This is a genomic window from Algoriphagus marincola DSM 16067, from assembly GCF_000429405.1.
Taxonomy (GTDB): domain Bacteria; phylum Bacteroidota; class Bacteroidia; order Cytophagales; family Cyclobacteriaceae; genus Algoriphagus; species Algoriphagus marincola.
In genome coordinates this window covers 162,678-188,323 of sequence record NZ_KE386899.1, presented here as the reverse complement: position 1 = coordinate 188,323, position 25,646 = coordinate 162,678, and the positions used below count along the sequence as shown (strand labels likewise).

At 43.6% G+C, this 25,646-nt stretch carries 24 protein-coding genes; 11 read left to right on the top strand and 13 right to left on the bottom strand.

Features of this window, described 5'->3' with window-relative positions; all coding sequences use genetic code 11:
• Nucleotide 1 precedes the first annotated feature (1 nt).
• The 4 genes from ilvC to ilvD are packed head-to-tail and all read right to left on the bottom strand — an operon-like array spanning nucleotide 2 to nucleotide 4,983.
• Complete coding sequence (gene ilvC, locus G457_RS0119740; RefSeq protein WP_035484392.1) at nucleotides 2-1,045, bottom strand: ketol-acid reductoisomerase; 1,044 nt, start codon at nucleotides 1,043-1,045, stop codon at nucleotides 2-4.
• Nucleotides 1,046-1,084: 39 nt separating this feature from the next.
• Nucleotides 1,085-1,585: an acetolactate synthase small subunit gene (gene ilvN, locus G457_RS0119735; RefSeq protein WP_026947999.1), complete on the bottom strand. Its 501-nt coding sequence runs from the start codon at nucleotides 1,583-1,585 to the stop codon at nucleotides 1,085-1,087.
• A gap of 12 nt (nucleotides 1,586-1,597) precedes the next feature.
• Nucleotides 1,598-3,280 carry a biosynthetic-type acetolactate synthase large subunit gene (gene ilvB / locus G457_RS0119730; RefSeq protein WP_026947998.1) on the bottom strand — a complete coding sequence of 561 codons (1,683 nt, stop codon included), beginning with the start codon at nucleotides 3,278-3,280 and terminating at the stop codon, nucleotides 1,598-1,600.
• 20 nt (nucleotides 3,281-3,300) lie between these two features.
• A complete protein-coding gene (ilvD, locus tag G457_RS0119725; protein ID WP_026947997.1) occupies nucleotides 3,301-4,983 on the bottom strand; it encodes a dihydroxy-acid dehydratase in 1,683 nt (560 codons plus the stop codon).
• A 509-nt stretch (nucleotides 4,984-5,492) separates the two neighbouring features.
• Between ilvD and ispE the strand changes: the two genes are divergently transcribed.
• The 3 genes from ispE to G457_RS0119710 are packed head-to-tail and all read left to right on the top strand — an operon-like array spanning nucleotide 5,493 to nucleotide 6,905.
• Complete coding sequence (gene ispE / locus G457_RS0119720; RefSeq protein WP_026947996.1) at nucleotides 5,493-6,299, top strand: 4-(cytidine 5'-diphospho)-2-C-methyl-D-erythritol kinase; 807 nt, start codon at nucleotides 5,493-5,495, stop codon at nucleotides 6,297-6,299.
• A gap of 41 nt (nucleotides 6,300-6,340) precedes the next feature.
• The gene (locus tag G457_RS0119715) at nucleotides 6,341-6,586 is read left to right on the top strand and encodes a ribbon-helix-helix domain-containing protein (protein ID WP_026947995.1); all 246 of its coding nucleotides are present in this window, start codon (nucleotides 6,341-6,343) and stop codon (nucleotides 6,584-6,586) included.
• Complete coding sequence (locus G457_RS0119710; RefSeq protein ID WP_026947994.1) at nucleotides 6,573-6,905, top strand: type II toxin-antitoxin system PemK/MazF family toxin; 333 nt, start codon at nucleotides 6,573-6,575, stop codon at nucleotides 6,903-6,905. Before G457_RS0119715 ends, G457_RS0119710 begins: the two co-directional genes overlap by 14 nt.
• Here G457_RS0119710 and G457_RS0119705 read toward each other — a convergent pair.
• Genes G457_RS0119705 through tgt form a run of 3 tightly spaced genes read right to left on the bottom strand, consistent with a single transcriptional unit; the run spans nucleotide 6,902 to nucleotide 10,019 of the window.
• Nucleotides 6,902-7,813 carry a DMT family transporter gene (locus G457_RS0119705; protein WP_026947993.1) on the bottom strand — a complete coding sequence of 304 codons (912 nt, stop codon included), beginning with the start codon at nucleotides 7,811-7,813 and terminating at the stop codon, nucleotides 6,902-6,904. The genes G457_RS0119710 and G457_RS0119705 overlap by 4 nt on opposite strands.
• Nucleotides 7,814-8,887: an LptF/LptG family permease gene (locus G457_RS0119700; RefSeq protein WP_026947992.1), complete on the bottom strand. Its 1,074-nt coding sequence runs from the start codon at nucleotides 8,885-8,887 to the stop codon at nucleotides 7,814-7,816. It lies immediately after the preceding gene.
• Between the two features lies 1 nt (nucleotide 8,888).
• Nucleotides 8,889-10,019 carry a tRNA guanosine(34) transglycosylase Tgt gene (gene tgt, locus G457_RS0119695; protein WP_026947991.1) on the bottom strand — a complete coding sequence of 377 codons (1,131 nt, stop codon included), beginning with the start codon at nucleotides 10,017-10,019 and terminating at the stop codon, nucleotides 8,889-8,891.
• Nucleotides 10,020-10,127: 108 nt separating this feature from the next.
• Here tgt and G457_RS0119690 point away from each other — a divergent pair, with 108 nt between their 5' ends.
• The 8 genes from G457_RS0119690 (at nucleotide 10,128) to G457_RS0119655 (ending at nucleotide 20,531) form a co-directional block, all read left to right on the top strand.
• On the top strand, nucleotides 10,128-11,261 hold the full coding sequence (locus tag G457_RS0119690) for a glycosyltransferase (protein ID WP_026947990.1): 1,134 nt from the start codon (nucleotides 10,128-10,130) through the stop codon (nucleotides 11,259-11,261).
• Nucleotides 11,252-11,863 (top strand): sigma-70 family RNA polymerase sigma factor, encoded by a 612-nt coding sequence (locus G457_RS0119685; protein WP_026947989.1) that lies wholly within the window; start codon nucleotides 11,252-11,254, stop codon nucleotides 11,861-11,863. Before G457_RS0119690 ends, G457_RS0119685 begins: the two co-directional genes overlap by 10 nt.
• Nucleotides 11,863-12,507 carry a 16S rRNA (guanine(527)-N(7))-methyltransferase RsmG gene (rsmG, locus tag G457_RS0119680; protein WP_026947988.1) on the top strand — a complete coding sequence of 215 codons (645 nt, stop codon included), beginning with the start codon at nucleotides 11,863-11,865 and terminating at the stop codon, nucleotides 12,505-12,507. The genes G457_RS0119685 and rsmG overlap by 1 nt, the downstream gene beginning before the upstream one ends.
• A 198-nt stretch (nucleotides 12,508-12,705) precedes the next feature.
• A complete protein-coding gene (gene dnaE, locus G457_RS0119675) occupies nucleotides 12,706-16,998 on the top strand; it encodes a DNA polymerase III subunit alpha (protein WP_026947987.1) in 4,293 nt (1,430 codons plus the stop codon).
• Nucleotides 16,999-17,117: 119 nt separating this feature from the next.
• The gene (gene trxA, locus G457_RS0119670) at nucleotides 17,118-17,438 is read left to right on the top strand and encodes a thioredoxin (RefSeq protein WP_026947986.1); all 321 of its coding nucleotides are present in this window, start codon (nucleotides 17,118-17,120) and stop codon (nucleotides 17,436-17,438) included.
• Between the two features lie 67 nt (nucleotides 17,439-17,505).
• On the top strand, nucleotides 17,506-18,540 hold the full coding sequence (mnmH, locus tag G457_RS0119665) for a tRNA 2-selenouridine(34) synthase MnmH (protein WP_026947985.1): 1,035 nt from the start codon (nucleotides 17,506-17,508) through the stop codon (nucleotides 18,538-18,540).
• Nucleotides 18,533-19,573 carry a selenide, water dikinase SelD gene (gene selD / locus G457_RS22005; protein ID WP_051260927.1) on the top strand — a complete coding sequence of 347 codons (1,041 nt, stop codon included), beginning with the start codon at nucleotides 18,533-18,535 and terminating at the stop codon, nucleotides 19,571-19,573. Before mnmH ends, selD begins: the two co-directional genes overlap by 8 nt.
• Before the next feature lie 46 nt (nucleotides 19,574-19,619).
• On the top strand, nucleotides 19,620-20,531 hold the full coding sequence (locus tag G457_RS0119655) for a TolB family protein (protein ID WP_026947984.1): 912 nt from the start codon (nucleotides 19,620-19,622) through the stop codon (nucleotides 20,529-20,531).
• Here G457_RS0119655 and G457_RS0119650 read toward each other — a convergent pair whose 3' ends face one another.
• The 6 genes from G457_RS0119650 to G457_RS0119625 all read right to left on the bottom strand — a co-directional run bounded on the left by G457_RS0119650 (nucleotide 20,532) and on the right by G457_RS0119625 (nucleotide 25,645).
• Nucleotides 20,532-21,086: a DUF502 domain-containing protein gene (locus G457_RS0119650; protein WP_026947983.1), complete on the bottom strand. Its 555-nt coding sequence runs from the start codon at nucleotides 21,084-21,086 to the stop codon at nucleotides 20,532-20,534.
• Nucleotides 21,087-21,264: 178 nt separating this feature from the next.
• Nucleotides 21,265-21,885, bottom strand: coding sequence for a 3-keto-disaccharide hydrolase (locus G457_RS0119645; RefSeq protein ID WP_026947982.1), 621 nt, complete (start codon nucleotides 21,883-21,885; stop codon nucleotides 21,265-21,267).
• 466 nt (nucleotides 21,886-22,351) lie between these two features.
• Nucleotides 22,352-22,963 carry an NADH:ubiquinone reductase (Na(+)-transporting) subunit E gene (nqrE, locus tag G457_RS0119640; RefSeq protein WP_026947981.1) on the bottom strand — a complete coding sequence of 204 codons (612 nt, stop codon included), beginning with the start codon at nucleotides 22,961-22,963 and terminating at the stop codon, nucleotides 22,352-22,354.
• A 15-nt stretch (nucleotides 22,964-22,978) separates the two neighbouring features.
• Nucleotides 22,979-23,662, bottom strand: coding sequence for an NADH:ubiquinone reductase (Na(+)-transporting) subunit D (locus tag G457_RS0119635; protein ID WP_026947980.1), 684 nt, complete (start codon nucleotides 23,660-23,662; stop codon nucleotides 22,979-22,981).
• Nucleotides 23,663-23,691: 29 nt separating this feature from the next.
• Complete coding sequence (nqrC, locus tag G457_RS0119630) at nucleotides 23,692-24,459, bottom strand: NADH:ubiquinone reductase (Na(+)-transporting) subunit C (RefSeq protein ID WP_026947979.1); 768 nt, start codon at nucleotides 24,457-24,459, stop codon at nucleotides 23,692-23,694.
• The gene (locus G457_RS0119625) at nucleotides 24,446-25,645 is read right to left on the bottom strand and encodes an NADH:ubiquinone reductase (Na(+)-transporting) subunit B (protein ID WP_026947978.1); all 1,200 of its coding nucleotides are present in this window, start codon (nucleotides 25,643-25,645) and stop codon (nucleotides 24,446-24,448) included. Before G457_RS0119625 ends, nqrC begins: the two co-directional genes overlap by 14 nt.
• Between the last annotated feature and the right edge of the window lies 1 nt (nucleotide 25,646).

The window sequence follows — 25,646 nt, the reverse complement described above, 5'->3', positions numbered from 1 at the left end:
TTTAATTATTTTCTGGTCTCAACTGTCGGACGACCGCACCGGCCTGCCACATTTCTGACTCACGCAATTCTTTCAATTCGGCCTCCAGCTTTTCTCTATAATCTGACTTCGAATTAGAGTCGATGGATTTTTGAGCTTCTTGTCCTGTTTTGACAGAATCATACAGGGCCTCAAAAACAGGCTTGGTAGCATCCCGGAAAGGCTTCCACCAATCCAATGCACCTCGTTGAGCCGTGGTGGAGCAGTTGGCATACATCCAATCCATTCCATTTTCTGCTACCAAAGGCATCAAAGACTGTGTCAACTCCTCTACTGTCTCATTGAAAGCTTCGGATGGAGTATGACCATTTGCTCTCAAAACCTCATATTGGGCTGCGAAAATCCCTTGGATCGCTCCCATCAAAGTTCCTCTTTCGCCAGTGAGGTCAGAAGTAACTTCACGGTAAAAATCTGTTTCGAAAAGGTATCCTGATCCTACCCCAATACCCAAGGCTACGACACGGTCCTTAGCCTTGCCAGTTGCGTCTTGGTAAATTGCATAGGAGGAGTTTAATCCACGACCTTCTACAAACATCCTTCTCAAAGAGGTCCCAGATCCTTTTGGAGCAACCAAAATCACATCCACATCTCCTGGAGGTATGATACCTGTTTTATCCTTATAAGTCACACCAAATCCATGCGAGAAGTATAATGCCTTTCCAGGAGTCAGGTGTTTTTTGACAGTTGGCCAAAGGGCAATCTGTCCTGCATCTGACAGCAAAAACTGAATGATCGTACCTTTTTCACAGGCCTCTTCGATCTCAAAAAGCGTCTCGCCAGGAACCCACCCGTCCGACACGGCTTTATCCCAAGTTTTGGAATTTTTACGCTGACCTACGATGACGTTGAATCCATTGTCTTTAAGGTTCAAAGCCTGTCCTGGGCCTTGGACACCATAGCCAATGACTGCGATCACCTCATCCTTGAGTACTTCTCTGGCTTTCTCCAGTGGGAATTCCTCGCGGGTCACCACATTTTCTTCAACATTGCCGAATTTTAATTTCATGATTCTAAAATTAGGTTTAATAGATTGATTTTTAATGTTTTATGATAAATACTGATCAATTGTTCGCATTCGTTTCGCGACAGCAACTCTGCCTGATCTTGCAAATTCGAGGAGGCCATAGCCCTTCAGAATTTCCAGCAACTCCTGGGTTTGTTCTTTATGTCCAGCTACTTCCAGCACGACGAATTCCTGCTCTGCCGAAATGATTTTTGCATGATGCTGTCGAATGATTTTCTCTAAGCTTCCATCCAAGCGAGCAACAGGGATCTTGTAAAGTGCAATCTCCTGATAGACCACGCCGGAATCTTCATGATAAAATGCCTTGATGACATCGATGATTTTCTCGATTTGATTGACGAGATGAACTACCATTTCTTCGGAAGTAGTCACTTCAATCGTAATCCGATGAATCCCATCCACACTGCTTTCAGAAGCAGTCAAGGCATCGATATTGATCCCTCTTCGAGTGAAGATGATAGTGATCCGATTGAGAATTCCGATGAAATTCTCCGTAATGACGAAAATAGTATAGCGTTTCATAGGGGGATTCTTTTAAGAAAGTCGGACTTCTTCTACCGAGCATCCGGTAGCGATCATCGGGAATACATTATCTTCTTTCTCAACCACCACTTCCAAGAAATAGGGGCCGTCATGAATCAACATATCTTCAATAGATTCCGTGAGTGTATTTCTTTCGGTTACCTTCTGGGCTTTAATTCCGTAGGCTTCTGCCAGTTTGATGAAATCCGGATTGTCCAATTCAGTGAATGAGTAGCGTTTATCAAAAAACATTTGCTGCCACTGACGGACCATTCCCAGGTAATTATTATTGAGCAGGACAATTTTGACGGGCGCCTTGGTCTGCATGATAGCACCCAACTCCTGAATGGTCATCTGAATACCTCCATCACCAACTACACAGATTACCTGTCTGGAATAGTCATGAAGCTGTGCTCCTAAAGCCGCTGGAAGTGCAAAACCCATAGTCCCTAAACCTCCTGAAGTAATCTGGGTCCGTGTCTTCTTATAGTGAAAATAGCGCCAAGCAATCATTTGGTGCTGTCCCACATCGGTTACCAAAACAGCATCATCTGCCTTGTAGCGATTGATTTGACTGATTACCTCACCCATGGTAAGGCCCACTTTGGTCGGTGTGATATCATGCTGCATCACAGCTTCCTTTTCCATCTGCTCCAACTCACGAAACTTCCCCAGCCATTCCGGATGGGACCCTTGCTCTACTGCTTCGGTTAGCATGGAAAGACTTTCCTTACAATCTCCTAATACTCCTACTTCCACCTTGACGTTTTTATTAATCTCAGCGGCGTCCAGTTCCAGATGAATGACTTTTGCCTGTTTGGCGTAGCGCTTCAGGTCTCCGGTTACCCGATCGTCAAATCGCATCCCGACCGCAATGAGAACATCACATTGATTGGTCAGGAGGTTGGGAGCGTAATTACCATGCATACCCAGCTTGCCCACGTAATTTGGATGATCCTCTGAAAGTGCCCCTGATCCCAAAAGGGTAGATGCAGCAGGAATACCTGTTTTATCCAAGAAAAACTTCAACTCTGTCTCAGCTTTCCCCAAAACCACGCCCTGTCCAAAAAGTAAATAGGGCCGCTTAGCCTCTTTGATCAATTCTGCAGCTTTCTGAATTGCATTTGGGTCTATTGGCTGATGAACTTTGTAAGACCTGAAGCCCAAGCAAGGAGTGTAATTCATCTGCCCGAAGTCTACTTGAGCATTTTTTGTAATATCAATCAATACAGGTCCGGGACGTCCAGACCGAGCTATATAAAATCCTTTTGCAATCGCAGGTGCAATATCCTCCACTCTTCTCACCTGAATATTCCATTTCGTCCCAGGCATAGAAATACCGACCACATCTGTCTCCTGAAAGGCATCTGTACCCAAAAGATGTGCGGCAACTTGCCCAGTAATACAAACCAAGGGTGTGCTGTCGATCTGCGCATCAGCCAGCCCCGTGATCAAATTAGTCGCTCCGGGGCCTGAAGTAGCCAAGCAAACTCCTACTTTTCCTGAAACCCGGGCATAGCCTTGTGCTGCGTGAATAGCTCCCTGTTCATGACGAGTCAAGACGTGCTTGATCTGCTCATGATAATCGTACAGGGCATCGTATACAGGCATGATTGCACCTCCAGGATACCCAAAGATAATTTCTGCCTGCTCTGCGATTAGGGACTGCACAACTATGTCTGCCCCACGAATCATGGATTCTTCCTTCATAGACTTTAGAATTTATCGGTTACGCAGCCTTCTGATGCAGTTGCCACGAGTTGATTGTATTTTTTAAGGGTACCCTGCAGTCCTTCAATTTTCTTGGGTGACCAGGATTTTTTGCGTTCCGCAAACTCTTCTTCACTCACTTGCACTGAAAGCTCAAAATTATTCGCATCGATTGTGATGATATCTCCGTCTTTCAATAGTCCAATGGGACCTCCGCACCAAGCCTCAGGGGTAACGTGTCCCACTACAAAGCCATGCGTTCCACCGGAAAATCTTCCGTCAGTAATTAGAGCTACATCTGAACCGAGGCCCGCTCCAATGATCATGGAGGTTGGTTTAAGCATTTCTGGCATTCCAGGAGCTCCTTTTGGACCGACATTTCGAACTACCACTACATCTCCAGCCTGCACCTTGTGATCCCGTATGGCATTATTGGCCTCCAATTCAGAATCGAAAACTTTGGCTGGACCTGTGAATGAAACCCCTTCCTTTCCAGTGATCTTCGAAACTGCCCCTTCAGGAGCAAGATTTCCCTTGAGAATGCATAGATGACCTGTTTTCTTAATGGGCTGATCGATTGGCCGAATACAATTGACCAAGGATGGTATGATAGGGTCGATATTTTCCAGATTTTCGGCTAAAGTCTTCCCGGTGACGGTCATACAATCTCCATGGAGCATTCCTTGATCTAGCATAAATTTCATGAAAGCTGGAAGCCCACCTTGTTCATGCAAATCTTCCATCAGGAATTTTCCGGAAGGTTTGAAGTCACCTAACAATGGGGTGATATCATTTACAGCTTTAAAGTCTTCAAGTGTAAAGTCTACTCCAGCCGTACGCGCAATCGCCAGGATATGCATCACTGCATTGGTACTGCCTCCTAGCGCTACGATAACCCTTACAGCATTTTCAATGCTTTTTCGAGTGACGATATCTTTGGGCTTAATGTCTTTTTCAAGTAGGATTTTGATGTATTTGCTGACCTCTCTACACTCTCGGAGTTTCTCAGGGGAGTTGGCAGGATAAGAAGCAGAGTAAGGAAGAGACATCCCCATAGCTTCTGCAGCAGATGACATGGTATTGGCAGTATACATCCCTCCACAGGCACCTGCACCGGGGCAGGCATTTCGGATCACTCCATCATAGTCTTGTTCTGAGATGGTTCCTTGAATCTTTTTCCCAAATGCCTCAAATGCAGAGACGATGTTCAGTTTCTCACCTTTATAATTGCCCGAGGCAATCGTCCCACCATAAACCATAATCGATGGGCGGTTGATGCGAAGCATTCCCATGATCGCCCCGGGCATATTTTTATCACATCCTGCAACTGCCACACAGGCATCAAAGGAGTGACCTAAAATGAATGACTCAATCGAATCTGCAATGATCTCTCTGGAAACCAAGGAATAACGCATCCCCAGTGTCCCCATGGAAGTACCATCCGAAATCCCAATGGTATTGAAAACCAAACCGGTCAAATCATGCTCTTGAGTAGTTGATTTGATCTCGGCAGCAAAGTCATTGAGGTGCATGTTGCAGGGATTGCTTTCATAGCCACAGCTTGCAATTCCTACAAAAGGCTGCATTAACTTCTTATCAGATAGACCAGTGGCATATAGCATAGCTTTGCCTGCCGGATGCTCGGGATTATCAGAGATTTCCCAACTATATTTTTTAAGGTTTTTCATAGGGATATAAAAAAAGTGCCTTCATGTAATGAGGCACTTACAGATTTTTTATTTTGATATAGTCTAGTGCCTCACCTTAGTATCCTAGGAGAATAATAATGCTAAGCAAAAAGACCACTCGATTCATAGATTTTGGGTTGAACTGCTGTGAATTCGAAATTTTGTCAAATTTAAGTTTCATGGAGGAGACTAACAATATTTAATTCGCTTAAAAATCTTTAACGCAGAATATAAATTATCGCAATATGATTTTTTATAGAATTTTATTCTTATATAAGAACTTTTTATGCTTATTATTCTATTTGAAATATATTTTTTTTCAAAAAACAGAATTTTATACTGAATTGACTTTTTTTTAATAAAAAGTGAAAAAGATTCCATTTTTATCAACCGAAGGGATCAATCGCCTTATTTTTCCTAATCTTTCCAAGATTAACTTAAAAATATTCAAAGATCGAATTGTAAACTTTTCAGTCCAAAATCCACTTAATTTGCGGAAAGCTCTCGACATGATCACTTTCCCTAATGCAAAAATCAACCTCGGACTGCATATCCTAGGAAAAAGAAAGGATGGATACCACGAAATCGAAACTTGCATGGTTCCAATCCCACTTCTGGATGCTTTAGAAATCATCTTGGATAAAAAAGGCGGCTGGGAAAGCACCGGAATCCCAATCCCAGGTGAGGCCAAAGATAATTTGATTCTAAAGGCTGAGAAGCTTCTTCGAAAGGACTTTCAAGGACTCCCCAATCTCAAAATCCACCTTCATAAAAATATACCAATGGGTGCTGGTCTTGGCGGGGGTTCGGCTGACGGAGCTTTCGCCTTGAAATTGATGAATAATCTTTTTGACCTCCATCTCGATGACTACTTTCTAGAAGAATATGCCGCACAGCTCGGAAGCGATTGTCCTTTTTTTATCGAGAATACACCAAAAATCGCCCGTGGTCGGGGTGAAATCCTCAGTACAGCAGAGGTATCTCTTGCAGGAAGCTATCTAGTCTTAATCAATCCGGGAATTCACATCGGCACCAAAGAGGCCTACTCAGGCGTCCACCCTACTGCTCCCAAAGCGAAGATTGAGGAAGTGTTAGCAGACCGAAGTAGATGGAAAAATGAATTGGTCAATGATTTTGAACAAAGTATTTTTAGAAATCACCCTGAAATAGCGGCCATCAAAAACCAACTGTATCAAGCTGGTGCCTACTATGCAGCTATGTCCGGTTCCGGTTCCAGTGTATTTGGTCTTTTTGAAACTAAGCCAAGTAGAATTGATTATCCTGGTAATTATTTTTGCCTTGAAAAAGAACTTTAAAAACGTATTTATTATTATATTTACAATAAACTTCAAATAAAATGGCTACGTTCACAAGTTCTCTCCCAGACGATCTCCTTGAAAAAATTTCTTCAGAAGCTTCAAAACTATCAATTCCAAAAAATAAGCTGATCGAAAAAGCCTTACGGGCATATTTGGATTATTTGAAGCGTATTGAATATGCTAAATCTTACAAAATGGCCTCTAAAGATCCAGATATTCTAGAAATGGCAGAAGAAGACATGGGGGAATACTTCAAGCAAATAGAAGAAGATGAAGCAAGGTGAAATCTGGTATGCAAGATTAGACCCTGTAATTGGATCAGAACAAGCCGGGTATCGACCTGTGGTCATTTTGAGTGGAAACCTGTTAAACACTCATCTCCAAGTCGTTTTGGCAGCGCCTTTAACAAGTAAAATCAAAGGATTCAAAGGGAACCCAATTTTACAACCCACTGAAAAAAATGGATTAAAAGTAGATTCAGAGATTATGATTTTTCATTTAAGGTCAATATCCAAACAAAGACTCAAGACAAAAATTGGAGAGGTTGAAAAAAAACAAATCAAACTTGCTATTGAGACTTTAAATGATATCCTCCATTTCTAACCCAAAGTCCTGACAGCCTTTCTCCGCTTATTCCAGTAATTCAGCACAGGATAAATCAAAACCGAAACCAGAATGATCAAGGTCCCCAGATAAAACTCAGGGGTCATTTTTTCCTTTTCTCCAAAGATCAAAACCGCCAAAACAATTCCATAAACAGGTTCCAGATTGATCGTCAAATTGATTGAAAATACGGTCAGTCGCTTCATCAAATCCACCGAAACGGAAAAGGCATAGACAGTACACACCCCTCCTAAAACCAGCAACCAAAACCAATCCATCCCCTGCCAAGTCCATTGAATACCAGCTCCATCAGTCAGCCAAATCGAATAAACAGGCATGAATAATAAAATTGCCAAACAGGCCCCCGTCATCTCGTAAAAGGTAATTTGATAGGGATCGTGACGCTTGGTCAGTCGGCCATTAATCACAGAAAAGCAAGCCGCCAAAAAGGCCGAAGCCAAAGCCATCGATAGGCCAAGCCAATAGCCTGTTTCAAATTTGAAAATGACCAAGAGCCCGGAGATCACCAGTAAACCCAATGCCACCTCATACCACTTGATTTTTGCTTTATTGAAAAAAGGCTCAACAAACGCCGTCCAAAGCGAGGTCGTAGCCATTCCAGCTAAGCAAACGGAAACTGTGGAAACTCTTGCTGACCAAAAAAACAGAATCCAGTGCAAAGCAATCAGCACCCCGGTACCCAATACCTTCCACATTTGATGTGGGGGAATCCAAATATTTTTCTTTTTCCATACAAAAAGCAAGGCCACTCCAACCGAGGCGATGAGGGTTCGGTAAAAAACCAATTCCAGAGCTGGAAGCGAAATCAACACTCCGAGAATAGCTGTAAAACCCCATATCAAGACAATGAGGTGGAGTAAAAGATAATCTTTCAGGGAAGCCTGCATTTATCGCGGGACGGTTTTATAAAGCACTAGACCTACCGAAGCAAAAATGATATTGGGAAGCCAAACCGCAAAAATAGGGTACTCCGAACCATTTTCGGCAAAGGTTCTAGATAGAATAAATAAGAGAATGTAGATGAACGCCATCAAGAAACCCATAGCAATTTGAAAGCCTGAGCCACCCCGTGTCTTGCGCGCAGACATAATTACCCCTATAAAAGTCAAAATCAAGGCAGCAAAAGGAGACATAAAACGGACGTAGCGCTCAATCTTGTAATAAGCGACATTATCCGCTCCACGATCCTCCAATATCCGGATTTGACGGCTGAGCTGTGGTAGTTTGAGTGTCTCGTGATGATTTTCCGGTACGCCAAAGTCTTGAGGAACGATCGAAAGGACCGTGTCCAACTCAGTACCCACCGTCCACTCCTCTCCTTCCTCTTTCAATTCCCGAAGTCTCCAATTTTTCAGCGTCCAGGCATTCTTAGCCGTATCCCATTCGATTCGGTCAGAAGAGAGCTTGGCCAGCATCTCTCCGTCTCGGATCGTTTCTAAGGTGAAATTATAGCCAGTGTTGTTGGTTTTGAAGAATCGACTCAAATAAGCATAGCTATCCTCCCCTACTTTGATGTGAATATTTTGCTCACTTTGAGCGGCACCCTTTTCAAGATAGACCAAGCGAAAAACGGTCAGATTCTCAGTGGCCGTGGGGAGCACCCAGCCATTCAGAAGAAAACTGGCTCCGCCAATCAGCGCTGCAGAAAATAGAAAAGGAAATAGTAACCTGACAAAACTAACTCCACTCCCTAAAATGGCGATAATTTCCGTACGCCCGGCCATTTTGGAGGTAATGAAAATCACCGAAATAAAGACCGTAATGGGTGTCAGGAGATTATTCAAATAGAGCCCATAGTTTCCCATGTATCTGAGTATCTCCCCGGTTGGCACTTGATTTTGGATGTATTTGTCATTTTTTTCCGTAAAATCCAACACCAAGACCACCAAAATCAACATCAAGACCACAAAGAAATAGGTCTTCAAAAAATCCTTGATGATGAGTCGATCGATCAGTTTCATGTCAGAGACGGGTACTTACTTTTTTGACCATCTGGTTTTTCCAGCTAGCAAAATCACCGGCTAAAATATGATTTCTTGCCTCTTTTACTAACCACAGATAGAAGGCCAAGTTATGTACGCTGGCGATTTGTGCAGCCAAAATTTCCTTAGAAATTGTTAAATGCCGCAAATAAGCCTTGGAATAAAAAGTACTCGCATAATTTCCTATGGCTGGATCGATAGGAGTGAAATCATCTTTCCACTTTTCATTTCGAATATTGATTATCCCTTCTGAGGTAAAGAGCATCCCGTTTCGGGCATTTCGCGTCGGCATTACGCAGTCGAACATATCGACCCCAAGTGCGATGCATTCCAGAATATTCGCCGGAGTTCCCACCCCCATCAGGTAGCGGGGTTTATCCCTCGGCAAAAGGTCTGTGACGATCTCGGTCATTTCGTACATCATTTCAGCAGGTTCTCCTACAGAAAGACCACCTATTGCATTTCCTTCACGACCTTGCTCGGCGATGAATTCGGCACTTTGCTTTCGCAAATCCTTGTAAACAGATCCCTGTACAATGGGAAATAGTGTCTGATTGTAGCCGTATTTTCCTTCCGTAGAGTCAAATCGTTCGGTACAGCGCTTAAGCCAGCGATGCGTCATTTCCATGGACTTGCGAGCATAGCCATACTCGCAAGGATAGGGCGTGCATTCATCAAAAGCCATGATGATATCCGCTCCGATAGTCCGCTGAATATCCATCACATTTTCTGGAGTGAAATTGTGCTTTGATCCATCAATATGGGATTTGAAGGTTACCCCTTCTTCTTTAATCTTTCGTGTCCCAGCAAGCGAAAAAACCTGATACCCTCCCGAGTCCGTCAAAATCGGCCGATCCCAGCCATTGAATTTGTGAAGACCTCCGGCTTTTTCCAAAATATCCAATCCTGGCCGCAGATAAAGATGATAGGTGTTCCCTAGAATAATCTGAGCTTGAATATCCTCTTTGAGTTCCCGCTGATGGACTGCCTTGACAGTACCTGCCGTTCCGACTGGCATAAAAATGGGTGTCTCGATCTTCCCATGGTCTGTATCCACCAATCCTGCCCGGGCTTTGGATTGAGGATCTTCCTGTGCTAAAGTGAACTTCATCGAAGGATTATTTTGATTCGTCGGCCAAACAAGAGCCTAGACAAAATTATCTCTTTATTCCTAAACGAATGCTGAAATTGATTTTATATTTGCCGAGCACAAAAAACTATGGCCCTTCTTTTACTCTGGATTTTATTTGGACTTGGCTTTTTTATTCAGCTGATTTATTTGTTACCCATATTTGGGAAGGTCGCTTTCTTCAAGGCAAAACCAGACAGTAATTCTGAAAATACTGAAGGTGTCACAGTTGTGATCGCCGCACACAATGAATTCAAAAATCTAAAACGGCTCATCCCCATACTATTTGAGCAGGATTACCCCAACTTTGATGTCTTGGTGATCAATGATCGAAGTAGGGATAGAACAGGGCGTCTTTTGGAAGACCTGATGAGTCAGTATCCCAAACTCCGTACGGTCACAGTAAAGTATACTCCCGATCATGTCACCTCTAAAAAATATGCGCTTACTCTCGGTATCAAAGTGGCCAAAAACGACGTCATCTTATTGACCGATGCAGATTGTATACCTACCTCCGATCAGTGGATTCGTAAAATGACCCAGCCCGTTAGAAATCAAAATATGACCTTTTCGATTGGGTATGCCGGCTATGAGCAGCAAAAGGGATTCCTAAACCGATGGATACAATTCGAAACGCTCAAAACTGCGCTTTTGTATCTATCCTTTGCCAAGTGGAAAAGCCCATTTATGGGAGTAGGGAGAAATCTTTGCTACCGGCGTAGTTTTTTCATGGAAATCAAAGCTTTCAAAGACCTTTGGCATTTCGAAGGCGGTGACGATGACCTATTGATAAACCGTTATGCCACCGGAAAAAACACCCGTGCGGTTTTGGATGCTGATGCAAGGACTATTTCTATTCCCAAAGAGAACTGGAAAGATTACTTTTCTCAGAAAAAAAGACATTTAAATATCGGAAAGCACTATTTGACGCAACACAAGCTAAAAATCGGTTGGTATGCCTTTTCCCACCTTTTATTCTGGGTTGGGGCCATAGGTTTATTTATTTATTTGGCTTTGGAGCAGAAATGGGAACAAATTGCGATCGTTTTCGGTATATTTCTCATGAGGCTTCTGTTACTCGCTTGGGTATTTTCCAAGGCCAACAGAAATCTCAATGGTCAAAAAAATCCATCAAACACCTTAATCAATGACTTTTTGTATTTAGGTTATTTTTGGATTTTGGGACCAATATCCCATCAGTCAAAGGACATCAAATGGAACTAAACCAACGTGGATTTTCTAAGAAAGCGCTCGAAGACTTCGATCTAATCGATCAAGCCGTAGAGGAAAAGGATCAGCAAGCTTATGCAGCTTTGATGAAGCGGTACAAGAAGGCTGTTTACTTCATGATCCTCAAGATGATCCGAGATGCCGATGATGCTGAAGATTTGACCATGGAGGCATTTGCCAAAGCCTTCAAAAACCTACATCGATTTAAGAAAGACTATACTTTTTCCACCTGGCTTTTCAGGATTGCCACCAATAATGCCATCGATTTTATCCGTAAGAAAAAGCTCAAAACCATGAGCCTCAATACCACCATGTCCGATGACAGCGGCAACTCAGTAACCATCGATGTGGAAGATGATGACAACAATCCTCAAGACGAATTCATCAAGTCTCAGCGGATCGAAATGGTCAGGATTTTTGTCGATAAGCTACCTGCGAAATACCGAAAACTCGTACAACTTCGGTACTTTGATGAGCTTTCCTATGAAGAGATCGCCCAAGAACTCGAAAAGCCACTCGGAACGGTCAAGGCACAATTGCACCGCTCCCGGGAACTATTATATGAAATCGCCTCAGGCAAGCAAAAACACATCTAATGAACTCCGGCACCCAGCTGATTCTTTCCTACTTTCCTAACCTGACCGAAAAGCAAATCGAGCAATTCGATCGCTTACAAGAGCTATACGAAGATTGGAATTCCAAAATCAATGTAATCAGCCGAAAGGACATGGATCAGTTTTACATCCATCATGTCCTACACTCATTGGGGATTGCAAAAGTGATGGGATTTCAGCCAGGCACGAAAGTGCTTGATATCGGTACGGGCGGAGGGTTTCCTGGAATCCCATTAGCCATTCTTTTCCCTGACACCCATTTTCATTTGGTGGATTCCATCGGAAAGAAAATTACCGTGGTCAAAGAGATTGTCCGAGCTCTCAAACTGAGTAATGTAGAAGCCCAACAAGCCCGGGCGGAGACATTAGTAAGGAAATATGATTTTGTGATCAGCCGTGCCGTCACTCGTATGGTCAATTTTTATCCTTGGGTCAAAGGAAAAATCAAGCGAGAGGATTTTAATGAATTCCCCAATGGTATCCTTTACCTCAAAGGAGGCGATGTGGATGAGGAAATGGAGGAAACAGGCAAATCCTATGTAACCTACCACTTAAGCGACTATTTCAAGGAAGATTTTTTTGAGACCAAAAAGGTGGTCTATATGCCTTGGGAGGATAAAAGGTAGGTTTATGTATTGTTGAAAGTTTAAAAAATAGACCCTGCTTTTGTTTCTTAAGCACACTTGAATTTTCTCAAATTTCGATTAGAGAGTAAATTCTGATTCACTGTCTATTTAATACAATCTTTCCCTGACAATTCCCGCCGCATCACTTTTTTGCATCCTTCAAATGACCTAATTTGAAGCCTCAATTCTCTGTGCTGTATGTATATTATTTTCGATACCGAAACCACCGGTTTACCCCGCGATTACAATGCTCCCATGTCCGATTTGGACAACTGGCCCCGCCTGGTCCAGTTGGCTTGGCAACTGCATGATGCTAAGGGTAAACTGATATCCAATCACAATTACATTGTCAAGCCAGAGGGCTTTACTATACCTTATAATGCTGAGAAAGTTCACGGGATTTCGACCAAGCGAGCTCTCGCTGAAGGACATGACCTGAAAGAGGTTTTGGCGATTTTTGAGAAGGATGTAGCTGAGGCCAAGCATCTGGTCGGTCATAATATCGAATTTGATATTAACGTGGTCGGGTCTGAATTTATCCGTGCTGAGCTTGGCATGCCTTTGACAGCCAATCAGTTGGACACGAAGGATATTTCTACCGAATTCTGTGCGATTCCTGGAGGTAAAGGCGGAAAATTCAAATGGCCTACCCTCACTGAATTGCATCAAAAACTATTTGGAAAAGGCTTTGGCGATGCGCACGATGCCGCCTATGATGTAGATGCTACGGCACGCTGTTTCTTTGGCTTGATAACCCATGGAGTACAAAAGCCCGAGGAAGGTATCAGCATCCAGGAAGTCGTCTATGAAGCGCCCGATCTGGCCGAAGCAAATTTCGCTCAGGCTAAAGACGAACAGAAAGTTGCAGCCAAGGAAGTTCTGAAGCAAGCCGGCAAAGCGGATATCTCTGAATTGGTCGATGTACCTTTTACACATCTCCATGTTCATACCCAGTATTCAGTTCTACAGGCTACGTCGGAAATCCCCGCCCTGATCGCCAAGGCAAAGTCCATGAATATGCCTGCCATCGCTATGACTGATCATGGCAATATGATGGGAGCCTTCAATTTTGTGAAATCTGCCATGGCCGCAGATATTAAACCCATTATCGGCTGTGAATTCAACCTATGTCGGGATCGAAAAAACAAATCCAACAAGGATGATGGATACCAAACGGTCCTACTAGCCAAAAATAAGGCTGGTTATCACAATCTCGCCAAACTAGCCTCATACGCCAATATTGAGGGTTTTTATTACCTCCCAAGAATTGACAAAGAAGTACTTGTGCAGTACAAAAGCGATCTCATCGCGACCACTGGCGGTCTCTGGGGAGAGATTCCTTTTTTGATTTTGAATGTGGGCGAGACGCAGGCTGAGGAAGCTTTCATCTGGTGGAAAGAGCAGTTTGGAGAGGATTTCTACGTCGAGCTCAACCGACACGGGATTCCTGAGGAGGAAAAAGTCAATGAAGTACTTTTAGAATTTGCCCGCAAATACAATGTGAAGTATTTCGCAGCAAACAACACCTATTACAATGACAAAGCAGATGCTAAAGCGCATGATATTTTGCTTTGTGTGAAAGACGGTGAATTGGTGGAAAAGCCGAAGAAATACATCGGAAAGCGAGGAAGGGAATATCGATATGGACTTCCCAACGATGAATTTTACCTTAAGTCTCCTGAGGAGATGAAAAAGCTTTTCGCCGATCTTCCAGAAGCCATCGAATGTACGCACGAGATTGTCGAAAAAATAGAAGCCTACAAGCTTGCCCGAGAAGTACTACTTCCAAAATTTGACATCCCTGAGGAATTCAAAGACCCTCAGGATGAAGTGGACGGTGGCAAGCGAGGAGAAAATGCTTTTCTTCGTCACCTGACTTATGAAGGAGCTAAAAAACGATATAGTGAAATCACGCCGGAAATTCAAGAGCGCCTGGATTTCGAATTGGAGACTATCGAGCGAACAGGCTATCCGGGTTACTTTTTGATTGTGCAGGACTTTACCCGAGCAGCTCGGGATATGGGCGTATCAGTCGGTCCAGGTCGGGGTTCGGCAGCAGGATCAGCCGTTGCTTATTGTATTGGAATCACGAATGTGGATCCCATCGAGTATGATCTCCTTTTTGAGAGATTCCTAAATCCGGATCGGGTATCCCTTCCCGATATTGATATTGACTTTGATGATGAAGGTCGTGGACGGGTCATCGACTATGTGATCAAAAAATACGGTTCCAATCAGGTAGCCCAAATCATCACCTACGGTACCATGGCCGCCAAATCAGCCATCCGAGACACGGCGAGAGTTTTGAACTTGCCCCTCCAGGAAGCAGGCCGACTGGCAAACTTAGTCCCTGACTTGAAATTGAAAGTGCTTTTTGAGTTGGCTAAAAATAAATCTGCCTTGGCGGATAAACTGAAGGGCCAGGGTGAACTGATCCAAAAAGCCGAAGAACTACTGAAAATCGCGCAGGGTCAGGATGATTCTGCCAAAACAGTGAATCAAGCTACCGTATTGGAAGGCTCTGTCCGAAATGTAGGAATTCACGCCTGTGGTGTCATCATCACGCCGGACGACATCACCAATTTTGTTCCGGTAGCCTTGGCCAAGGATTCTGAGATGGTTTGTACCCAGTTTGACAACTCCGTAGTAGAGTCAGCTGGCTTGCTCAAAATGGACTTTTTGGGACTCAAAACTCTCACGCTGATCAAGGATGCGATCAAAATCGTGAAGGAACGGCATGGGATTCAGCTTGATGCAGATGCTTTTCCGATAGACGACCAGAAGACTTATGAGCTTTTTCAGCGGGGTGAAACAGTCGGGATTTTCCAGTACGAATCCGCTGGTATGCAAAAGTATATGCGGGAACTGAAACCAACTGCATTTGCCGATTTGATCGCGATGAACGCCCTCTATCGTCCCGGACCTTTGGCCTACATTCCCGAATTTATCGATCGAAAGCATGGCAAAAAAGAAATCAGCTATGACCTCGATGATATGCAAGAGTATCTCGAGGAGACCTACGGAATTACAGTCTACCAAGAGCAAGTGATGTTGCTTTCGCAAAAATTGGCTGATTTCACCAAAGGTGAGGCCGACGTACTTCGAAAGGCCATGGGTAAGAAGCAGAAAGATGTCCTCGATAAAATGAAACCCAAATTTATCGAGCAGGCAGCTGCAAAAGGCCATGAGCCTAAAAAGTTGGAGAAAATCTGGACAGACTGGGAAGCTTTTGCCTCCTATGCCTTCAATAAATCCCACTCGACCTGCTATGCTTGGGTAGCCTATCAGACGGCCTATCTCAAGGCGCACTATCCGGCAGAATACATGGCTTCTGTCCTCAGCAACAACATGAACGATATCACGCAGGTGACTTTCTTCATGGAGGAGTGTAAGCGGATGGGAATTCCTGTTTTGGGACCAGATGTCAACGAATCCAAAGGTGGCTTTACGGTAAACAAAGATGGTGAAATCCGATTTGGAATGGCTGCGATCAAGGGGGCTGGTGGTGCTGCGGTAGAAGAAATCATTCTTGAGCGTGAAAAGAATGGACTTTATACTTCCTTCTTTGAATTTGCGAAGCGGGTGAACCCAAAAGTGCTTAACAAGAAAACGATGGAAGCTTTGGCAATGGCAGGAAGCTTTGATTGCTTTCCGGAGTACCATCGCCGCCAATACCTCGAGGCTCCTGAAGGCGACATCACCCTGATCGAGAAAGCAACCAAGTATGCCCAACGCCTACAACAGGAAAAAGAAAGCTCGCAAGTAAGTCTTTTCGGCGGAGCAGGCGGAGGAATGGACGTGCCTGTGCCTTCGGTTTCTCCGATGGAGCCTTTCTCCCAGCTTCAGCAGCTGAATATCGAAAAAGAAGTGGTCGGGCTTTACATTTCAGGTCACCCACTCGATCAGTACAAATTGGAGATTGAGTCTTTCACCAACTGTAGTCTGTCGGAACTCAACGATCTCCCTGCTTTGCAAAGCAAAAAGGATATCAACCTTGCCGGTGCAGTCACTGACTTTGCCCATCGTACTACCAAAAATGGGAAGCCTTTTGGGACACTAACCTTGGAAGACTATCAGGGAGGCTTTACTTTCTACCTTTTCGGAGAGGATTATGTGAAATTCAAAGAGTATTTCATGAAAGGCTGGTACCTCTTTGTGAAGGGCGGAGTCAGTCCGAAGAAGTGGAATCCCGACGAATTGGAGTTTAAGATTTCATCCGTCATGTTACTCTCTGAGGTTCGGTCCAAAATGGTCAAAGGGCTTCGCGTCAACATTGACTTGGATGACCTGAATTATGATCTAATGGAAAAGCTAGAATCCATTACCCAAAAGTACAAAGGGGAAGCAAAGCTTTATTTCAACGTCATTGACCGACGAGAAAATATCAGTCTGGAGCTCTTTTCGAAGCGCTTCCTAATCGACCCTAGTGAAGAGCTGATTAAGGAACTACAAACGATCCCTGACATCGTCTATAAGATCATGAGTGAGTAATTGTAAAAGTCTGACTATGACTCATAGAGAATTTTTTAAACACAATTTGAACTTATTGAAGATACATAGACTTTCTCTGATATATTTGAAAGATTGAACCGAACTAAACACATCAAATAATGGCAAAAGCAATAGAAATTACTGACGCAAATTTTGAAGAAGTCATCAAATCAGAAAAACCAATCCTAGTGGATTTCTGGGCAGAGTGGTGCGGACCTTGTAAAATGATCGGACCTATCGTAGAAGAGCTCGCAGGAGACTACGAAGGCAAAGCTGTCATTGGAAAAGTGGATGTAGATTCCAATCCAAGCGTAGCACAGGCATTTGGCATTCGCTCTATTCCTACCCTTCTATTCTTCAAAGACGGGCAGATTGTAGACAAGCAAGTAGGCGCAGTACCTAAAGCTATCCTTAGTCAGAAATTAGAAGCTCAACTCTAATTTCTACTTCAAGTATTTGAGATGCCACCGGAGTGATTCGGTGGCATTTTTTTATCTTCGTAGGTCTATGAACGAAACGCTGATTACGCTTTCTGATTTTTTTGAGCTTCGCAAAAGCCTACCCATTGTCGATGCTAGAAGCGAGGGGGAGTTTGCGCAAAGCCATATTCCCAGAGCTATCAATCTACCCATTCTGAATGATCAAGAGCGAAAAATCGTCGGAACACTTTACAAGGAAAAGGGCAGTGAGGCTGCAACACTGAAAGGTTTTGAGTTGGTGGGACCTCGATTTCATCAAATTCAAAAAGCTGCGATTGAAAAATTTCCCGAAAGAAAGATAATCCTTTACTGTTGGCGGGGCGGAATGCGCAGTCAGATTTTATCCTGGCTATTAGAAATGGTCGGATTTGAAATTTTCCGTATCAAAGGAGGATACAAAACCTACCGGACCTTTACTTTCGAAGAAGTCCGAAAAAGCAGAAAGCTCATCGTTTTGGGTGGCAAAACCGGAACCGCAAAAACCCTTTTACTTCAATTGCTCAAATCATCTCAAGAGCAAGTAGTCGACTTGGAGGACTTGGCCAATCATAAAGGTTCTTCCTTTGGCGGAATCGGACAGCCTCCCCAGCCTACCGTAGAGCAATTTGAAAATTTACTGGCTGAAGAACTCCTGCCTTTTGTTGGGGAAAAAGCCATTTGGGTAGAAAACGAAAGCCGAAGAATCGGCCGGATTATCCTTCCGGATGCATTTTTCGAAGAGATGAAAAGCAGCCCACACATCGATATTCAAAAATCGCTGGAAGAGCGGACCACTCACATTGCAAGTGAGTATGCAGAGCTACCTCAGGATTCCCTGAAAAAGGCCGTCCTGAGACTGCAAAAGAAACTGGGAGGACTTCGAACGCAGGAAGCTTTGGATGCAATAGATGCAGGAGAACACACAAAATGGATCCAAAATCTTTTGATCTACTATGACAAAACCTACGAATTTGAGTTGGATAAGCACCCGAAGGATCGAACGGTTTCTCTGGATCTCTCCGGCCTAAGCTTGGACCAACAGTGCAAACTTTTACTAAAAGCAAAAGAAAAATTCTATGAATGATACCCCTATCAGATTGACCGAATGGAGTGAAGGCTCTGGCTGCGGCTGCAAAATCGCACCTGCCATCCTGGATCAAATTCTTTCAGCCAGCAACTCTTTCAGCCAAGCTGACCCCAACTTACTCGTCGGTAATTCCGGCAAAGACGATGCGGCGGTGTATCAAGTGAGTGAGGATATTGCTATGGTCAACACCGTTGACTTTTTCACTCCAATTGTGGACGACCCTTTTGATTTTGGACAGATCGCCGCTGCCAATGCGATCTCGGATGTCTATGCCATGGGTGGAAAACCCCTATTTGCGAATGCGATTCTGAGTTGGCCGGTGGAAAAACTTGCACCCGAACTGGCAGCCAAAGTCATGAAAGGGGCAAAAAGTATCTGTAGCAAGGCTGGTATCGAACTCGCAGGAGGTCATAGCATCGCTGCCAAGGACCCGATTTTCGGACTTTCAGTGAATGGAACCGTACATCCCCGTAAGATCAAAACCAATCAGGGAGCTAAAGAAGGTGACCTGATTTTTCTGACCAAGCCGCTCGGAATCGGGGTATTGGCTACGGCATTGAAACGTCAAAAAATCCAAGACCAGGATTATGAGAAGCTGGTAAATACAGCCTGCCAATTAAATAAAATCGGGGCTGTCTTAGGAAATCATGAGGAAGTACATGCCATGACAGATGTGACGGGATTTGGGCTGTTGGGACATTTGATCGAAATGGCAGAGGGAGCTGGACTTTCAGCAGAACTAGCGATTGGTCAATTACCATTGATTGAGGGAATTCAGGGCTATATCGATCAGTTTATTTTTCCAGATAACACCTACCGAAACTGGAACGCTTACAATACCAAAACAGAAGGAGTCAAGGGCATGGATCTGGTCAAACTCTGTGATCCACAGACCAGCGGAGGGCTCTTGATTGCTGTTTCTCCAGATAATAAAACTTGGTTTGAAGACACGCTAAAACAAGCCAATCAAGGAGCTTGGCAAATCGGAAGCTTCACCGGAAAAAAGGAATTTACAGTAAAGGTAGGTTAGGTCAGGATTGGGTTTTGTAAATTAAAAGCAACAAACCTAGCCTAAAATGAACCTAAGAATCAGCAATCTCCTGTTTTCAATATCCCTTTTCTTTACTTTCTTATCAGCCATGGCCCAAGTTCCAGCATCTATCGAAAGCGAATTAGTCATTTTGAATGTAGAAACACTGGAGCAAAAAGTGATTTTGAGAGAAAAACGACACTTCGAAGCTCCAAACTGGACTCGGGATGGAGATTATCTCTTGATTAATCCCGCTGGAAAACTTGAAAAAATTGATTTGGAAGGGAATAATTTGGGGCCGATTTTCCCAGGTCAAATCACTCGGATCAACAATGACCATGGCTTGAGTTTTGATGGGAAGACCATCGTTTTCAGCAAAAATGAGGAAGGAATGGGTTCGCGTATTTACACCATTCCCACAGCAGGCGGAACGGCCAAACTCATCACCCCTAAGTATCCCAGCTACTGGCATGGAATCAGTCCGGATGGAAAGACACTGGTATATTGTGCAGAAAGAAATGGTGCTTGGGATATCTGGGCAATCTCGACCCAAGGTGGCGAGGAAGTTCGATTGACCGATGCGGAAGGGTTGGACGACGGCCCGGAATATTCTTACGACGGAAAGTGGATCTACTTCAACAGTCATCGGACGGGCAGGATGCAAACTTATCGGATGAAAACCGATGGAAGCGGGCAAGAGCAACTGACTTTTGATGACTTGGACAACTGGTTTCCCCACCCATCGCCGGACAATAAAAGTGCTGTGATAATATCCTACCTCAAAGATCAAAAAGGTGCCCATCCCTTCGGAAAAGACGTGAAGCTTCGACTACTCAATGTAGAAACCAAAGAAATCAGAGACCTTACCGATGTTTTTTATGGAGGCCAAGGCACCATCAATGTGCATTCTTGGTCACCAGATGGAGATTGGATTGCTTTTGTGAGGTATTATAGATAATTACCTCAAACTCGACACTCCTCCCGAAACCATAAATTTCATCACATCGGTACTTTTGACTCCTTTGAGTGGTTTGATTTTGTCTTTGGGCACCAAAAAAACATTGCCGGATACGTTGTAGCTATGTGGAAAATACACAGCCACTAATTCAGGCTCACCGATATTGGACATGTCTTCCTGTGTGATAAAGCCCAATCGGGATAAGTTCTCCGAAATTTGTACAATTACCGGGCTGCTAAACTTCTTCTTTTCACCTACAAAAGCACCCATCAGGTCTTTAATCGAGGTATAGAGCAAATTCACCAAAGGAATCTTAAACACTCCCCGCTCAAACCACTCAAAAAATGGCTTAGTAAAGAACAAACTCGCCAGATAGCCGATAAAAGTAATCAAGGCAAGAACCATCAGAATCCCTATTCCGGGAATAGGCACAGGAATCAGACCATCCAAAAAGATAAAAATCGCATAAATCACATAGACTGTCACTGCCAATGGAGTCAGAAACAGTAAGCCTCTCAGAAAGTAGGATAGGATTCTTTTATAGGTAAATGCCATAAGGGACGGAATTCAAAATATCATATTAGTCTAATGACTTTTTTGTCAGGCTGAGCGAAGTCGAAGCCTATTCTCTATTTTTTTTGTTTTTCAATCTAAGTTCTTATCAAAAGGAGCATTAAAAACAAAATAGGTACCATGGATGAACTGATCCTATTCAACACCTCAACTCAATTTTTTATTCCAAAACCCTAATCTTCACACTGCGGTAATAAATCACGGATTCTGGATCATGTGCCTGCAAAGCAATGGTCCCCGAGCTGAGCTTTTTGGTTCCCAAATCACCGCTTCTCACCTCCGACTCATCATACTCATTGATAGTCTCTCCGTTGATTTTCACAGTGATTTGATCTCCTTGGACGATCACATGCTCCGTGTACCATTCCCCATCCTCCACGTAGACTTCACGTACGTCTTGGAAGGAGTACACACTCCCAGTTTTTCTCCAGTCGGAATGAGATTGATTGACCTGAATTTCATAACCTACATTGGGCCAGCCATTTTCTTGATATTCTGTATGAATAAATATTCCCGAATTTGCCTTGGGCATGGTTTTCACTTCCACCATCAACTCAAAATTCTTAAAATCATGATTTCCTACTGGACCCATATAGAAAGCATGGGCACGCGGACCGTCCACTTTGATCACTCCATCTACAACTTGGAATGATTCAGGGTTTTCGGAAACCTTCCAACCATCCAGATTTTCTCCATTAAACAACTCAATCCATTCTCCGGATTGAGCAAAAGAAAGCTGGGAAATGAGAAAGAGGATTAAAAATGATATGGGCGTTTTCATATGTTTATGATTGTTTTTTTATGGTCATATGGAATGCCCTACCCCGATGTATCGGAGCATTACCCTGTGTGAGTTCTCATGGGCATTTGATAGCGTGAGATAAGGTTTGAAACAGTAAGATACTACCTGTAGCGGTAGCATTCCAAACCTCTGAAAAATAAATAGTCCTCGGGATGCAAATAAAAAATTCGTCATTGCGAGGCTTAACATTTAGGATAATGTACAAAACCAGATGACAGAAGTTTAAAATTAAGCAGCTGTTTTAGTCACCCTGAGCGGAGTCGAAGGGTCCTCGACTCCGCTCGGACTGACATGAACTTAATTTGCACAATATTATTTGTCATCGGTAAGGAAGTGAAGCCTTCCAATTTTTACAATTAAGATCACCTGCCCTCCGGGAGGCGGGCTTCGTTTCTCTCGCGATGACGAATCAATAATGTGTATCCTATAAAAGGAATTCTAATCCTTAAAGGTCAATGCCCATAAAGGACATAAATGCGATTCCCATCAAACCGGTCAAAAGCATGGTAATACCCAAACCTTTCAAACCATTAGGAACTGCAGAATACTTTAATTTCTCTCGAATAGCAGCCAAAGCTACAATGGCCAAGAAGAATCCAGTACCGGAACCGAATCCGTAGACAGCAGATTCAGCCAGAGTATAGTCTCGCTGAGCCATGAAAAGAGATCCACCCAAAATCGCACAGTTCACAGCGATCAAAGGCAAGAAGATCCCCAATGCACCGTAAAGAGCAGGAGCGAACTTTTCAACGACCATTTCCACCAACTGAACCATCGCAGCAATAATAGCGATAAACATGATGAATCGAAGGAAAGTCAAATCAACAGAAGCCAAATCTGCAGTAACCCATGTCAATGCACCTTCTTTCAAAACATACTCATTCAAAAGCCAGTTAACCGGAACCGTGACGGTCAATACGAAAATAACTGCAGCTCCTAGTCCAAGGGCAGTACTTACTTTTTTGGATACAGCAAGGAAAGAACACATGCCGAGGAAGTAAGCGAAAACCATGTTGTCGATAAAGATCGACCGAATACCTAAATTGAATAATTCCATTTCTTCTACCGGGTTTTAGTGTTCTACATAGCCTGTCTTGGTACGCTGTACCCAGATGATCAATCCAAGGATGACGAAAGCTCCCACCGGAGAAACCATCAGACCATTGGTGGCTAATTTGAAATCAGGACCAAAGATGCTAGAAACATAATCGAAAATAGGAAGTCCAAATACAGAACCTGAACCCCACAACTCTCTGAAGAATGCTACTGTCAAAATGATCCAAGAGTATCCAAGAGCAGAACCAAAGCCATCCAAAACAGAATCGTAAGGCTTGTTACCGAGTGCAAATGCCTCTAGACGACCCATTACAATACAGTTGGTAATGATCAGACCTACGAAAACTGAAAGCTCCTTGTACATATCAAAAGCAAAAGCTTTCAAAACCTCATTTACAAGAGTTACTAGAGATGCTACTACTGCAAGCTGTACGATGATTCGTACTCGGCTTGGGATGGTATTTCTCATCAATGAGATGACCAAGTTGGACATAACCATTACGAATATTACCGAGATAGCCATTACCAATGTTGGCTTCATCTGGGTCGTCACTGCCAAGGCAGAACAGATTCCCAATACCTGAATGGTGATGGGATTATCATCCACTAATGGGTCACTAATCAGTCTTTTTCTACGCTTCGAAAGTAAAGCCTCAGCCGGCTTTTTTTCGATTGCTTTTTCTACAGTTTCTGTACTCATATCAATTAGATTCAGTGAAGTGGAGAATATTAATTTACGACCGCTAGGGTTGTAGATGATTTTTTAGAATCGATGAATGCTTTGTAATGACCTAAGTAATTACTCAACATATCGTTGACACCATTTGCAGTAATGGTAGCTCCAGACATTCCGTCTACTTTATGAGGTTCACCAGTGTAATCTTTTCCTTCACCCTTTTGCATACTAACGGCGACTAGCTCGCCTTGCTCATTGAAGATCTCTTTGCCTACAAATCGCTGCTGTACACCAGACTCGGTGATTCTAGCTCCCAAGCCTGGAGTCTCTCCAGCATGGGCGAAAGTCACACCACCAATGGTATTCATATCAGTATCTAGGGCTACGAAACCCCAAATAGCATCCCAAAGTCCAGCTCCATAAACAGGGAAGATGTAAGATTGTACCGCTTCCGCATTTCCTTCTTCATGGAAGATGAATACTGGAAAGAGTCTTTCTTCTACTGGCTTCTTGTAGTTTTTACCGATATCCACGCTCTCAGCGGTAACAGGAGTTCCACCCTGTTCGGTTACTTCATTTCCCTCGATATCAACTACTACAGTAGCGATATGAGAGTTGTAGAAAGCATTGATTTCCTCAGCTTTCATAGAGCCAATTTCCTCTGCGGAAATTACAGCACCTAGAATTTGCTTCTTTTTATCCAAAGCCTCTGCTTCTTTCTGAAGTGGACCCAGGACTTGGGAAGTCCCAGATAGCAGAAGACCCAATACAACGGTCAAAATGACCGAAAATGTGATGATATATGCGTTAGACTGTTGCACGTTGTAACCTCCTTGTTTTGTTTGCTTTCACTACGTAATAGTCAATCAATGGTGCGAAGACGTTCATCAAGAGAACGGCTAGCATAATTCCTTCTGGATAAGCTGGATTGGTCACTCGGATGATAATGGTCAAAGCACCAATCAAAAATCCATAAATCCATTTACCAGTTTCAGTTTGTGATGCTGATACGGGATCAGTAGCCATGAATACAACACCAAAGGCCAAACCACCCATCACCAAGTGCAAGTGTGGAGCCATTGCCATAAATTCATTAGCTGCAAAGAGATTCATTACTAATCCCATTACATAAGCACCCCCAAATCCAGATACGATGATTTTCCAGCTAGCTACACCTGTACCGATCAGAATCACAGCTCCGATCAAAGCCATCAGAGTAGAAGTCTCACCAATTGATCCTGGAATCCAGCCCATGAACATATTCATAAAGCTAAAGTCGGCTCCGATCGATGCATTGTGCTGTGCCAAAGCCTGACCTGCGTCTACACCTTCCACACCGGCATTGTATGCAACTGCCAAAGCTGTCGCTCCAGAATAACCATCAACAGCAGTCTTGTCTGCCAAGTAAGTCCAAACTTGATCTCCGGAGATTTGGGCAGGATAAGCAAAATACAAGAATGCTCGCGCAGTCATAGCGACGTTCAAAATATTCATGCCTGTACCACCAAACACTTCCTTACCAATCACCACAGCGAAAATTGTCGCTAGCGCTACTTGCCAAAGCGGAATGTATGGAGGCATGACTAGGGCAATCAACATTCCTGTCACCAAGTAACCCTCTGAGATAGGGTGGTTTCGGATGACACAAAACGTGAATTCTGTCAAAAGTCCTACTGCGTAGGAAACGATCAGAATAGGAAGAACTGAAATTGCGCCAAATACTGCTTTATCGATCCAAGTAGCTGCTTCACCACTCGCCAGAAAATGCTGGTGTCCGATATTCAGGATACCAAAAAGCAAAGCTGGAACCATAGCGATCACTACGGTGATCATCACTCGCTTTAGGTCGGTCGCATCTTTGATCTGAGCACCTTTGGCCTTGGTAGTCAAGTCCGGTGCAAAGGCAATCGTGCGGTGACCTTCATAAAGCGTGTAAAACTTTTCCCATTTGCCGCCCTTTTCAAAGTTCGGCTTAATACTATCGAAGAGATTTTGTAATGCCTTCATA

Coding starts and splice junctions, on each gene's coding strand:
- G457_RS0119715 (WP_026947995.1), top strand. CDS start 6,341: ATGGCTACGTTCACAAGTTCTCTCCCAGACGATCTCCTTGAAAAAATT.
- G457_RS0119645 (WP_026947982.1), bottom strand. CDS start 21,885: ATGAAAACGCCCATATCATTTTTAATCCTCTTTCTCATTTCCCAGCTT.
- G457_RS0119700 (WP_026947992.1), bottom strand. CDS start 8,887: ATGAAACTGATCGATCGACTCATCATCAAGGATTTTTTGAAGACCTAT.
- trxA (WP_026947986.1), top strand. CDS start 17,118: ATGGCAAAAGCAATAGAAATTACTGACGCAAATTTTGAAGAAGTCATC.
- nqrE (WP_026947981.1), bottom strand. CDS start 22,963: ATGGAATTATTCAATTTAGGTATTCGGTCGATCTTTATCGACAACATG.
- G457_RS0119710 (WP_026947994.1), top strand. CDS start 6,573: ATGAAGCAAGGTGAAATCTGGTATGCAAGATTAGACCCTGTAATTGGA.
- ilvN (WP_026947999.1), bottom strand. CDS start 1,585: ATGAAACGCTATACTATTTTCGTCATTACGGAGAATTTCATCGGAATT.
- ispE (WP_026947996.1), top strand. CDS start 5,493: ATGATCACTTTCCCTAATGCAAAAATCAACCTCGGACTGCATATCCTA.
- G457_RS0119625 (WP_026947978.1), bottom strand. CDS start 25,645: ATGAAGGCATTACAAAATCTCTTCGATAGTATTAAGCCGAACTTTGAA.
- rsmG (WP_026947988.1), top strand. CDS start 11,863: ATGAACTCCGGCACCCAGCTGATTCTTTCCTACTTTCCTAACCTGACC.
- G457_RS0119650 (WP_026947983.1), bottom strand. CDS start 21,086: ATGGCATTTACCTATAAAAGAATCCTATCCTACTTTCTGAGAGGCTTA.
- mnmH (WP_026947985.1), top strand. CDS start 17,506: ATGAACGAAACGCTGATTACGCTTTCTGATTTTTTTGAGCTTCGCAAA.
- G457_RS0119685 (WP_026947989.1), top strand. CDS start 11,252: ATGGAACTAAACCAACGTGGATTTTCTAAGAAAGCGCTCGAAGACTTC.
- dnaE (WP_026947987.1), top strand. CDS start 12,706: ATGTATATTATTTTCGATACCGAAACCACCGGTTTACCCCGCGATTAC.
- G457_RS0119690 (WP_026947990.1), top strand. CDS start 10,128: ATGGCCCTTCTTTTACTCTGGATTTTATTTGGACTTGGCTTTTTTATT.
- selD (WP_051260927.1), top strand. CDS start 18,533: ATGAATGATACCCCTATCAGATTGACCGAATGGAGTGAAGGCTCTGGC.
- ilvC (WP_035484392.1), bottom strand. CDS start 1,045: ATGAAATTAAAATTCGGCAATGTTGAAGAAAATGTGGTGACCCGCGAG.
- G457_RS0119705 (WP_026947993.1), bottom strand. CDS start 7,813: ATGCAGGCTTCCCTGAAAGATTATCTTTTACTCCACCTCATTGTCTTG.
- ilvB (WP_026947998.1), bottom strand. CDS start 3,280: ATGATTCGTGGGGCAGACATAGTTGTGCAGTCCCTAATCGCAGAGCAG.
- G457_RS0119655 (WP_026947984.1), top strand. CDS start 19,620: ATGAACCTAAGAATCAGCAATCTCCTGTTTTCAATATCCCTTTTCTTT.
- ilvD (WP_026947997.1), bottom strand. CDS start 4,983: ATGAAAAACCTTAAAAAATATAGTTGGGAAATCTCTGATAATCCCGAG.
- tgt (WP_026947991.1), bottom strand. CDS start 10,019: ATGAAGTTCACTTTAGCACAGGAAGATCCTCAATCCAAAGCCCGGGCA.
- G457_RS0119635 (WP_026947980.1), bottom strand. CDS start 23,662: ATGAGTACAGAAACTGTAGAAAAAGCAATCGAAAAAAAGCCGGCTGAG.